This is a genomic window from Clostridium sp. CTA-1, assembly GCF_054768215.1.
On the sequence record NZ_BAAAAP010000001.1, the window covers coordinates 115,378 to 128,265 of the forward strand.

Genomic DNA, 12,888 nt, shown 5'->3' on the forward strand with positions numbered 1-12,888 from the left:
GACTATTCTTGAATAATAAATATGAATTTAAGATTAATAATAAGGTAGAAATAGAGTGGGATGATGGCTATTATAAGAGCATTATACAAGATGTAAATGAAGATACTATTTATATAACCATACCTGCTAATGAAGGTAAATATTTGCCACTAAACTATAATGATAAAATAACTGTTTTTTATTTTGATGGTGAAAAAATATTTAAGTTTAAAACTATAGTAACAGGAAGAAAAGTGGATAAAATATTGCTTATAGCCTTGAAAATACCAGAGAAAATGAACAGAATCCAAAGAAGAAATTTTGTAAGAATAAGTTTAATTTTAAAAACTTATGCCGCATTAATAGATACTAAAAGAGACTTAAAAGAAATTTATTATAGTAATAAATGTAATACTGAATTTGATTTTTTCGATGCTGATATTGTAGATATTAGTGGTGGTGGATTAAAGCTTTCTACTAAAAAGGAAATAGAATTTGACGAAGAAATTATAGTAAATATTCCTTTTGAAAAGGAAAATATAGCTGTAAAGGGTAAAATAATTAGAAAGCAAAAGGAAAACGAAAAATATATTTATGGAGTTAAATTTTTAGATATAGATGTATTAACGAGAGAAAAAATAATAAAATTTATTTTTTCTAAAATGAGAAAACAAGTGCATAGGCTATAGAGGAGGATAGGTCATGGCAATAGCTGATAATAATTTATATGTTAAAGAAGAAATAGTAAAAAAATATATCCCTTTGGTTAAATATATAGCCTCTAGGGTGATAATCGGTAAAACTAAATATATAGAATATGAGGACTTAGTTAGCTATGGTATGATCGGATTGATGGATGCTTTAAATAAGTTTGATGAATCTAAAGGCATGAAATTTTCTACTTATGCATCCATAAGAATAAAAGGTTCTATGATAGATGAATTAAGAAGAAATAGCCCCATATCCAAAGGGGCTATGGACAAATTAAACAGATATAATGAAGCTATAGAAAGGCTTCAAAAGAAATTAAACAAAGAACCAAATTTAATACAAATAGCGGATGAGTTAAACATATCTTTAAAGGAAGTAAGCGAAATTGAAAATTATATAAATTATATATCAGTAATTTCCTTAGAGGATTTAATATTCTCGTCAGAGGATGAGGTGCCACTTATAGGAACCATAAAGGATGAAAAAAGCCCAAGTCCAGAAAAACATGTAGAAGAAAATGAACAATTAGATTATTTAGCTAAAGCCATAGAACTTCTCAATGAAAAGGATAGATTAGTAGTAACCTTATATTATTATGAAGAGCTAACTTTAAAAGAAATAGGAAAAATATTAAGTGTATCTGAATCTAGAGTGTGCCAGCTTCATAGTAGAGCTATAATCCATCTAAAGAAAGCTATGACTAAATTAAAATATAACTAAAAACCATATTAATAGGGAGAATAAGAAATGGTAGCTTTTTTATTAATTGTTATAGGATCAATACTTATATTTATAAATTTTAAAGCTATAAAAAAGGAAAAGGGTTCTTTTAGTGAAACTCTTAAAGGAAGTATTGAAAATATAGATGAATATAAGGAAGAAATGGGACTAATAAGAAAAGAATTTGCAGAAACCTTAATAGATGTTCAAAAAGAAATGGAATATTTAAAAAAAGAGCTAAATGTTTTAAAGCATACATACGAAAATAATATAGAAACAGAAGATTTCTATAAGAAAAATCATAGTACAAATTACCCTAAGGAAAGTGAGGGCAATTTATTACAACCTAAATACATAGATAACAAGAATGCTGAAAATATTTCCAAGGAAATAAATAAAAAAAATATTCAAAAAGACATTTTAACAAATGATAATGATAAAAATAGTTCTAAGGATGATAATAGCATAAAAGTTAATGAAGTAAGCAAGCTCCTTGAAGAAGGACATGCTGTAGAGGAAATATGTGAGATTCTTAATATGGGTAAGGGGGAAGTAATATTAATAAAAGAATTATATTTAAAATAAAAGAAATTATTAATTTTCTTTCCGATAGAAAAATTTTAATAGGTATAGGTATAGGTATAATTTTAGGTACAACTGTTATGATTGGAGTTAAGATAAATTATAATTTAAGTAAAAGTCAAATAGAGAGCAAAGCTAGAGATTTAGGTATGGAATATCCCCAAGAAATGAAGGTTATAGACAAAACAAAAAAATAAATTATTTTTATATATTTAATTTTAAATATAAATTTATAAAGGAAAGTAAATGAGGTAGTGATAGTATGATAAGAAGTTTATATACGGCGGTTTCTGGTATGATATCTTTAGAAGCAAAGCAAGATACTATAAGCTCTAATTTATCTAATGCTTCTACAGTAGGTTACAAATCAACCAATTTAGCTTTTAAAAAGTTTGAAGATGTGTTAATGGAAAATTATGATAAAAAATTAGGAAATAAGAATATAAAGAATGTTATTGGTGGCTTGAGTATGGGAAATAAAATAGATGAAGTAAATAACTTATTTACTCAAGGCATTATTCAAGATACAGGAAAGCCTACAGATTTTGCATTAGAAGGAAGAGGTTTTTTTACTATAGAAAATAACGGAAGAAATTATTATACAAGAGATGGGCATTTTCATGTAGATACTAGAGGATATTTAGTAAATGATTCAGGATACAATGTAATGGGGATGAATAGAAATACAGGAGCCAGAGAGGCTATATTTGTAGGGAATAAAACAATTGGTACAGATGCTAGTGGAAATATAAGTTTAAATGGAGTACCTTCTTATAGTTTTCAAGTAGCAGATTTTAATGATTATAATTCATTAAAAAAGATAGGAGACAACTTATTCGAAGGAAATAATCCTCAAAACATAAATGGAATAGTAAGACAAAATTCATTGGAGAAATCTAATGTAAATGTAACTAATGAAATGGTAAATATGCTAACAACAATGAGAAGTTTTGAAACAAATCAAAAAATGGTACAAGCAATAGATGAAACTTTAGGAAAAACAGTTAATGAGGTTGGAGTAGCAAGGTAAAATAAATTAAGATGATTAATTATAAAATGTTTAAAGGGTGATGATTTTGTTAAGAGCTTTATGGAACAGTAAATCAGGATTAATAGCACAACAAAATAAATTAGATTCTATATCTAATAATTTAGCTAATGTAAATACTGTAGGATATAAAAGAGAAGATGTATCCTTTCAAGAATTAGTTCAGGAAACTTTAAAAAGAAAGGGGTATCCAACTTCAGATAGACCAGAAATTCAAACAGGAACAGGAGTTAAGGCTACTAATTGGATAAGAGATACCCATCAACAAGGAATACTTTTAAACACTGGAAATAAAACAGATTTGGCTATAGATGGACAAGGTTTCTTTAGAGTAATAATGCCAGACGGCAATTATGCCTATGAAAGATCAGGTAATTTTGTCGTAGATAGAAATGGAATGTTAGTAGATGAAAATGGTAATAGGTTAGAAATACAGTTGCAACAACCAGAAGGTAATCAAATTTTAAATAGAATAGGTGGATTTAACAAAAATAATATAAATATAGCTGAAGATGGATCTATTTCTGTAAAAGATGTAGATGGAATAAATAAAATGATAGGTAAAATTAATGTATATAATGCAGTAGGTTCTGATGCTTTTGTATCTATAGGAAGAAATTTGTATATTCCTCAAGAAGGGGTTAATGTTTTTGTTAATAATGATGTAAGTATGCTCCAAGGATTTTTAGAAAATTCTAATGTGGATGCAGGTAAGGAAATGACAGAAATGATAATAACTCAAAGAGCCTTTGAACTAAGCTCAAGAGGTATTAAAACAGCAGATGAGATGTGGGGTATAGTGAATAATCTGAGAAAATAAAGTGAAATTTAATTTACTTTGAGTTTTTACCATATCTTAATTTTAGTTGAGCTAATTTAGGGACTTTAAAATTGTGAAGTCTAGGATAAAAATTTAATATTAAACAAAAAAAGCTATGAAATATAGATTTAATTCTTATATTTCATAGTTTTTTATTTCTTATTTTAGAATAAATAGGAAATGATCTAGTTTAAAATAGATTTAATCTTAATATAGCAGATATAAAAAATACAATCAATAAACATATGAATAAAATTTAGTAGTTCTTAATTTGGTAGAATTAAAAATTTTTTCTGTAAACAAATAAAAAATTAATCATATAATGTGTTGTAAGGAATTATATTTAAAGTATAAGGTTAATAATAATTTATAGGGGGATTTATAATGAATAGTAATATATATGACAGAAAAAAGCACTCATATAAGAATAGACCCTATTATTGTCCTATAAACAACATGTGGTTTTATCCATATATGTATATGAACCCATATACATCTTATATGGTTAACCCTTTTATGACTCCATATATGGATCCTTATATGAATGCATATATGACTCCTTCATATTATAGAAATATATGTTCCTGTAATGATAGAGCTCAATGTGAAGCTACTAGAGTTTATGATGAAAATAATTATAATTTTACAAAGGAAGATATATATGCAAATCAATATGAAGAAGAAAAGAAAAAAATATATTACGAAGAAGATTCTTTAGATGATATAGTAATATTTAATGAAAAGGACAGAAATGAACATAGTGAAAAAGAAGAAAAATTAGATAAGGCACAACAGAATACTTTTGATTCAGATTTAAAATCTACTTTTACAGAAAAAAAAGATATACAGTTAGAGGAAGTTAATAAAGGAGAAGAAATAGATGAATCAAAAGAAAAAGAATCATATAGGTCAGTAAAAATAAATATGAGAAAGGTACCTTTAAAAGAAATAACAGATTAGAGTTGTAATTTTATATGTTAGAAGTTTTTAGTTGGAAAAAGATTTTATATAAAAATATATTTAAATTAATATAAGTTAAATATAAAAAATACACTTGATAAACCTTATAATAAACAAGATTTTGGATCTCTTAGGAATTTAAATTGGTTTATGAGTGTATTTTTTATATTTGTGTTATTAAGTTTAAATTATTATTAAATTAATCAAAGTAGTTATGATGTATTTAATAATAATTAGATTTGATAATTTTTCACTTTTTGTTTAACCAGAACATGATATGTATTTAAATACTTTTAACATTATATGTAATTCGTGACTTTTGATAGTACTAAATATTTATTTGTAAATAACATATTGGATACATGTTTAGATCCAAAAGAAGTATAGTATTACAGCTTATTTCAAATGTGAGCTATATACTATCTCTTTTGGATTTATAACAGTAGTATGCATAAAAGATATACTTGTCTAAAAATTACTACATATGGGATGACAAAAATATACCTGTACTAGCTTTTACATCTGCCCATGTATTATGTTCTATTTCATACTTCCCATGACCTATTTCTGTATAATCTTTATTTGTACCATTATCAATATATACATCTATTTGGTGATATCCAAAGTAGTCAAGATCTCGTCCATAAACCTTAACAGAGTAGTATCCATTTGAATCAGTATGTACTTGATCATATACTATTGTTCCCATTGTTGATGGGCCTGTTTGTGCCTCTATTTTAATCCATATAGCTGCATTTATTAATGGGGTTCCATCACTATTTTTGGCGTAACCACTTATTACACTTATTCCACTAACTGGTATAGCTGATTTACTTCTATCAACAGTTAATGATGGTAATTCTTCTTGTGATGCAGCTAAACTTGCACTAGTATTTTTTACAGTGTTTGTCGCAGCAAACACTGGAGTTGAAGACATTATTGTAACTGCCATTACTCCTAAAATTAATGATTTTATTTTGTTTGTTTTCATTTCATACACTCCTTTTAAGTGGTATTATATATAATTATCGGTATGAAATACAAAAACTTTAATCAATGTATAAAATAGTAAAATAAAATTTGCTTATAATCCAGTTTAATATTAAATTAATTTCTTGTGCTAGTTAATTATTTTGGCATAATTTACAAATAGAAAAGTCCCAACATAATATGATAACTTTTCATTAAAAACAACCAAATAATCAATAGAGGTAACATATATTTAGTTAGAAATATTATATAAGATTTACAAATGATATACTTATAAGAATAGAAGTAAAAAAGAAAATTAAGTACCTAAGAGATATAAACCTCATAAAAAAGGTGTAAAAAAATTCAATGGAGTTTTATTAAGTGCTGAAGAATATAGATATAGCATAGCAGTGTGTAAAGCAGAAGAATCAGAAGATACTTAGTATTTAGTAACCAATATGGATAGTAAAAAAGCCGCTAGAGAATATAAAAAAAGATTCATTATAGAAGAAATGCTTAGGGATTTAAAATCAAATTGATACATGGGCAGGAGATATTGTGTATTTTGAAAATTTATATTTATAATTAAATATAGCCTACACAGGGATGATAATATTAGGAGCAGATTGTTCTAAAAATAAAAAAGTAAAATTGTAGAAACCACAACAAATTAAAGAACAAGGTGATTAGAATATGTATGGTTTATTTAGTTGTGGTATGAGATGGTTCAATAGATACTATGATTCTGATATAAAAAAACATAGGCTTAAATTTAATTTCATACTTTATGATATATAAGAAAGATAGGTAAATTTAAAATTTATTAAAGTTTCAATTTCCAAAGGGATTTAGACAATTAATATTTAAGAGAAGAAGATTAATTGAGACTGTGAACTTACAGCTCACTGAACAGTTAAAGATCTATTAGGAGTTATTGTTAGATTGGAAACTAAAATTTCAGCTCATAACCTATACTATTTCATAAATATAATCCAAGATGATGTAGAGAATATGCGTAAAATAAATCAACTCATATTTGGATAACATATCCTTGAATTTAGAGTATTTAGTTAATAGAAATTTATACTATAAATTCAAGGATTAATAATCCAAGTAATGGAATATATATACTTTAGCTTTTAAATAGCTCAAGAGATTAAATTACTTATTTTCTATTGCATTGGTAATTGGTGGTATTACTTGTTTTTTTCTTGATAATACTCCCTCAGCATATAAAGAATTATCTTTGCCTAATGATTTTCCAAAGGCTGAAGCTATAGTTTCTTTTTTAGGTCCTATAACATATATATAAGAACCTTCCTTTAATAGGTCAGTTAACACTAGAACTAAACCTTCATAGCCTTCCTTTTCTACTTTTTCTTTCATTAAAGCTAACATATCTTCTTTTAGTGGATCAAAGCTTGAAGGATCCATAGTAGATACTTGAGATACGCCTATTTTTCCTCCACCTATAGTAAAATTCTTAAAGTCTTCATGGAATAACCCTTCTACAGTTTTCCCTTTTAAGGATGTACCTGCTTTAAACATTTCTACAGAATAGTTTTTAGGATCTATTTCTGCTATTTTAGCTAATTTACCTAATATTGTTTTATCTAATTCTGTGGAAGTTGGTGATTTAAATAATAATGTATCAGATATAATTGCAGAGGCTAATACACCGGCTATTTCTTTTGATGGTGTAATATTATTTTCAAAGAACATATTTGCAATTATAGTAGATGTACTTCCCACCGGTTGATTTCTAAAGAATATAGGGGATGCAGTATTAACTCCACCTATTCTATGATGATCTATTATTTCCATTATTTCAGCTTCTTCTAAACCTGGTACAGATTGACCCATTTCATTATGGTCTACTAATATAACCTTTTTCTTTTTAGGGGATATTAAATGATATCTTGAAATAGTTCCTACTATTTTATTATTTTGGTCTACTACAGGATAGCTTCTAAATCTTGTTTTTAACATAACTTCTTTAATATCTTCTACAAAATTAGAAAGTTTGAAACTTATTATATCAGAAGAAGTCATAATATAGCTAACAGGTATGCTTTGAGTTATAAGCACTGATGTTGTAAAGGTATCTTCCTTTGATACTAATATAGAGCATCCTAAATCTTTTGCTTTATTTAATATTTTATCTGATACTTTATGGGAACCTGTAACAACTAATAGATGCGCTTTGCAATCTAAAGCAGTTTCTTGAGCATCCTCTCTGTTTCCCAGGATAACTATATCTCCTTCTTTAACATAATTTTTAATATCCTTAGCTTCCATAGCAGCTACTACTAAATTACCTATAAATTTTTGTTTTTCTTCTTTCTTATAATAAACTTTAGCATTTAAAGTATCTATAATATCTTCTATATTAGCATTACTTTTAGCTAATATGTCCTTTTGCCATACTCCCATATAAGTAGAGCTTATATTAGATAAGGAAGCTAGACCAATTAATTTACCTTCTTCATCCTGTACAGGTAAGGTTTTAACATTATTTTCTTCCATTATAGTCCAAGCTTTTTTTAAAGATAAATCCTTAGATATAGGAGTAACTTTATCTATATCTAAATCAGAAACTTGAGTTTTTACTGTATCTATAAGAGTTGGAGCTTCAACGTTAAAATAATCTAAAACAAATTTTGTTTCGTTATTTAACTCTCCAAGTCTTCCAGATACTATGTTTTTATAACCTAATTGTTTTTTTAAATCTGCATAGCCTAAAGAGGCACAGATGGAGTCAGAATCAGGATTTCTATGTCCTGTTATATAAATAAGGTCTTTCATTTAAATTTCCTCCTAATGATATTTTATATAATAAATTTCAGTATTAACTATTTTATCACAAAAATGAACATTAAGTTCAAATTTCTAAATTTTATTAATATTTAAAAATATTGTTTTTTTTCATAGCTTCAGATTATGTATCATATATTATTATATAAAAATATATAGTTGTACTTCAATATGTAATATAAATAATTAATATCTTTATAAACAGAGTTCTTGGCTTCAGAGGGAGTTTTTACTCCCTCTAAAGCTTAGAAATCGTTATCCAGGGACATAGCCGCTCTTTACTCCCACTTTGAAAAAGATGGGAGTATTAGAGCGGATAGTCATCGGATAAAGAGAGTATTTAATATGTATATTATATAGGATATCTACAATTTTTAGTAAAGATTTAATAAAATTCATTTGTTTAAGTTAAAAAATATTCATAAAGTGCATCAATATTAATTATACATAATATAAGAAAATAGGTTAAGGGGGAATTAAAGTAATGAATGAGTCTAAAATAGATTTATATAGGGGACTTACCACAAGAGAAGCGCAAAGGCGCATTAAAAAATATGGACCCAATGTTTTAAAGAAGAAGAAAAAAGTATCTCCTTTCAAAATATTTCTAGAACAGTTTAATGATTTTATTATATGGGTATTAATAGCGGCTACTTTAATATCAGGATTTATGGGAGAAAAAGCAGATGCTATAACTATACTTATTATAGTTATAATGAATGCTATATTAGGATTTGTACAGGAATTTAAGACAGAAAAATCCCTAGAGGCATTAAATGAATTATCTTCTCCTACAGCTAAGGTTATAAGGGATTCTAGTGTAAAGGTTATAAATGCAGAAGAACTTGTTATAGGTGATTTGGTTATTTTAGAAAGTGGAGATAGAATACCAGCAGATTGTATATTAGTAGAACAGAGTAGTTTTATGGTGGATGAATCTCTTTTAACCGGTGAATCTGTAGGTGTGGAAAAAAATAGTAATTCTAAAAATAGTAGTATTTATATGGGTACTGTTGTTTTAAAGGGAAGAGCAAAGGCAAAGGTTGTAGAAACAGGCATGGGTACAGAAATGGGGAAAATAGCAGAAATGTTAGATGACATACAGGTGGAAAAATCTCCACTAAAAGAAAAACTGTCCTACTTGGGAAAAGTTCTTGTAGTTCTATGCATTATAATATGTGTTATTGTAACTTTAACGGGTATATGGAGAGGACAAGATAAATATGAAATGTTCCTTCTAGGAGTAAGCTTAGCAGTAGCAGCTATTCCTGAAGGACTTCCTGCTATAGTAACGGTAGCCTTAGCCTTAGGAGTATCTAGAATGCTTAAAAGGAATGCTTTAGTTAGAAAGTTACCTGCTGTAGAAACTTTAGGATGTACATCTATTATATGTTCAGATAAGACTGGTACTTTAACAGAAAATAATATGACTGTTAAAAAGATGTATTATGATAATAAGATTTATAATTTAGACAATAAAAATTTTCCAGAGAATTTAATACTAAAGAAAATCTTTACTTATTGTAATGACTTTAATTTGGATATGAAGGAAAAAGATATAAATAAGAGTGTGCTAGGAGATCCTACAGAAACTGCTCTTGTTAAAGCTTTTTTTAGAGGTAAAAATGAAATAAAAAGTTTTACAGACAAAGGTAGAAGAATTTATGATAATCCTTTTGATTCTGATAGAAAGATGATGTCTGTTATAGTACAAGATGGAAGTGGTGAAACCTGTTACGTAAAAGGTGCTCCAGAAAGAGTTATAAAAAAATGCAAATATATTTTAATTAATGGAGAAATAGAGGAATTAACAGATAAACATAGACATGAAGTAGAGAGAGCTATAGAAAAAATGTCCTATGAAGCATTACGTTGCATAGCAGGAGCTTATAAAAGAGAGGGACTTACAAGAAGTGCATCTTTGGAAAAGGATCTAATATTTGTAGGAGTAGCAGGTATAATAGATCCCCCAAGAAGAGAAGTTAAAGATGCAGTATTAAAATGTAAAATGGCAGGTATAAAACCTATAATGATAACTGGAGATCATAAAAATACTGCCTATGCTATAGGGAAAGAACTAGATATTTGTAAAAGTGAAAAAGAGGTTTTGCAGGGAGAGGAGATAGATAAATTAAATGATAAAGAGTTAAATAAAAAATTGGACACTATTACAGTATTTGCAAGAGTTAGTCCTAATCATAAATTGAGAATAGTAAAAGAATTTAAAAATAAAAATAAAATCGTGGCAATGACAGGAGATGGGGTAAACGATGCTCCAGCAGTTAAGGAAGCAGATATAGGTATATCTATGGGCATAACTGGCACTGATGTAACAAAAGAAGCCTCTTCTATGATTTTATTAGATGATAATTTTGCAACTATTGTAGCTTCAGTAGAAGAAGGAAGAGTTATATATGATAATATAAGAAAGTTTATAAGATATTTACTTTCCTGTAACTTAGGAGAAGTTTTGACTATGTTTATAGCTTCACTTTTGTATTTACCAACACCGTTACTTCCAATACAAATATTATTTGTAAATTTAGCTACAGATGGACTTCCGGCCATAGCTTTAGGTGTAGATCCTGCAGATACAGATATAATGAGTGAAAAACCTAGACCTAAAATGGAAGGGATATTTGCAAGAGGATTAAAAGAAAAAATAATTATAAGAGGTTCTTTAATTGGGGTTTGCACTGTACTTTCTTTTATGGCAGGGTCTTATTATGGATTCACCTTAGAGACTTGTAGAACATTAGCTTTAAGTACACTTATAATGTCACAACTTATACATGTTTTCGAATGTAGATCCGAAAGGCATTCTATATTTGAAATTAAATATTTTACTAATATATATTTAGTGGGAGCGGTAGCAATATCTGTAGCTATGCTTATAAGTATTTTATATATACCTTTTATGCAGAATATATTCCATACAGTTGCTCTTAATTTAGCTCAATGGCTTATAGTGATTTTTTTCTCTGGAACCATTGCATTTATAAATAGTCTTTATTTATATATAAAAAAATAATTATAAAAAATAGGGGTATCAATGATTTTGGAGGTACTATGAAAAAAATTATTAAATCCCTTATGATTATATGTTTAATAGGGATTTTCAGCTTTATTATAACTAAGCACTATTATGAAAATAATAAAGTTAAGCTTTATAATGATAAACTTAATTGTGTTTTAAAATATAAGGGATTAAAAGAAGCTAAAGATTTTGTTTTAGATAAGGAAGGGAATTTCTATATAGCTTTTAAAGATAAGATACAGTTTATAGATGTGAAAGGTAAGAGTTACGACATACTAAAGAAGGAGAACTTAAACATAACTAGTTTAGCCTATAGGGATAAACATTTATATTTTACTTCTAATAATGAACTTTATTCTTATGATATAGAAAAAAATAAGGAAAAGGTTTTAATGGATAATTTGCCAAATATGGGGGATTATAATAAAAGTCTTATTATAATAAAGAAAGATCATTTGTATTTGACTATTGGAGCTGCTACTAATTCAGCAGTAGTAGGTAAGGACAATAAATGGCTTAGTAGTTCTCCTTTCTTTTCAGATGTATCTCCTTATTCTCTTACATTAAACGGTAAAAATTTTGGACCTAAAGGTACAGGAGCTTTTAGTACTTATGGAACTAAGTCAGTAAGAGGGCAAAGGGTAGCAGAACATTTTCCAGGTAATTCTAGCATTATAATATATAATTTAAAAAAAGGACAAATGGAGACCTATGCATGGGGTATAAGAAATTTCAATGGTATAGATTTTAATAGTAAAGGAAAGCTTTTAGTTTCTGTAGGGGGAATGGAATTTAGGGGAGATAGACCAATAAAGGGAGATAGAGATTATATTTATGAAATAAATAAGGGTACTTGGTATGGGTGGCCTGATTATTCAGGCGGAGATCCTATAAATTCTCCTAGATTTAAGGGGAAAGACAATAAACCTGTAAGTTTTGTTTTGGATAAACATCCCCACACTAATCCACCAGCGCCATTATATCAACATAAAACATTAAATTCCATAGGAACTATTGCAATAGATTATACTGGGGATATATTTTCAAAGGATTCTATAATATTTTACGAAAAGAGTGAAAAAGCCTTATATTCTTTAGATGATTTAGGTATAATAAAAAAAGAAGCAGAATTTGAAAAAGCAAATATAGAAAGTATAAAAGTAATTAATAAAAAATTAATTATACTAGACAACAATAGAGGATATTTATATATTATAAATAAGGGAAATTAAATTAAGAGAAAGA

At 27.4% G+C, this 12,888-nt stretch carries 10 protein-coding genes; 8 read left to right on the plus strand and 2 right to left on the minus strand.

Going from position 1 to position 12,888, the window contains the following annotated elements; genetic code table 11:
- The first annotated feature begins 8 nt into the window (after nucleotides 1–8).
- From ACYUEW_RS00560 to ACYUEW_RS00585, 6 genes are all read left to right on the plus strand, one after another.
- Complete coding sequence (locus ACYUEW_RS00560; RefSeq protein WP_434297000.1) at nucleotides 9–668, plus strand: flagellar brake protein; 660 nt, start codon at nucleotides 9–11, stop codon at nucleotides 666–668.
- A 13-nt stretch (nucleotides 669–681) separates the two neighbouring features.
- A complete protein-coding gene (locus ACYUEW_RS00565; protein ID WP_030035916.1) occupies nucleotides 682–1,410 on the plus strand; it encodes a FliA/WhiG family RNA polymerase sigma factor in 729 nt (242 codons plus the stop codon).
- A gap of 27 nt (nucleotides 1,411–1,437) precedes the next feature.
- Nucleotides 1,438–1,995, plus strand: a complete 558-nt coding sequence (locus ACYUEW_RS00570) for a hypothetical protein (protein ID WP_030035914.1) — start codon at nucleotides 1,438–1,440, stop codon at nucleotides 1,993–1,995.
- A gap of 259 nt (nucleotides 1,996–2,254) precedes the next feature.
- Nucleotides 2,255–3,022, plus strand: coding sequence for a flagellar basal-body rod protein FlgG (locus tag ACYUEW_RS00575; RefSeq protein ID WP_460275999.1), 768 nt, complete (start codon nucleotides 2,255–2,257; stop codon nucleotides 3,020–3,022).
- Nucleotides 3,023–3,068: 46 nt separating this feature from the next.
- A complete protein-coding gene (locus ACYUEW_RS00580) occupies nucleotides 3,069–3,860 on the plus strand; it encodes a flagellar basal-body rod protein FlgG (protein WP_159033991.1) in 792 nt (263 codons plus the stop codon).
- A 384-nt stretch (nucleotides 3,861–4,244) separates the two neighbouring features.
- Nucleotides 4,245–4,820, plus strand: coding sequence for a hypothetical protein (locus ACYUEW_RS00585; RefSeq protein WP_460276000.1), 576 nt, complete (start codon nucleotides 4,245–4,247; stop codon nucleotides 4,818–4,820).
- Between the two features lie 478 nt (nucleotides 4,821–5,298).
- On the opposite strand, the gene ACYUEW_RS00590 is transcribed toward ACYUEW_RS00585, so the two are convergent.
- On the minus strand, nucleotides 5,299–5,811 hold the full coding sequence (locus tag ACYUEW_RS00590; protein WP_460276001.1) for a hypothetical protein: 513 nt from the start codon (nucleotides 5,809–5,811) through the stop codon (nucleotides 5,299–5,301).
- Between the two features lie 1,142 nt (nucleotides 5,812–6,953).
- Entirely contained in the window at nucleotides 6,954–8,597 is a 1,644-nt protein-coding gene (locus ACYUEW_RS00595; RefSeq protein ID WP_460276002.1) for a putative manganese-dependent inorganic diphosphatase, read from the minus strand.
- A 493-nt stretch (nucleotides 8,598–9,090) separates the two neighbouring features.
- Here ACYUEW_RS00595 and ACYUEW_RS00600 point away from each other — a divergent pair, with 493 nt between their 5' ends.
- Nucleotides 9,091–11,637, plus strand: a complete 2,547-nt coding sequence (locus ACYUEW_RS00600; protein WP_460276003.1) for a calcium-translocating P-type ATPase, SERCA-type — start codon at nucleotides 9,091–9,093, stop codon at nucleotides 11,635–11,637.
- 38 nt (nucleotides 11,638–11,675) lie between these two features.
- Nucleotides 11,676–12,875 carry a hypothetical protein gene (locus ACYUEW_RS00605; RefSeq protein ID WP_460276004.1) on the plus strand — a complete coding sequence of 400 codons (1,200 nt, stop codon included), beginning with the start codon at nucleotides 11,676–11,678 and terminating at the stop codon, nucleotides 12,873–12,875.
- The last annotated feature ends 13 nt before the right edge of the window (nucleotides 12,876–12,888 follow it).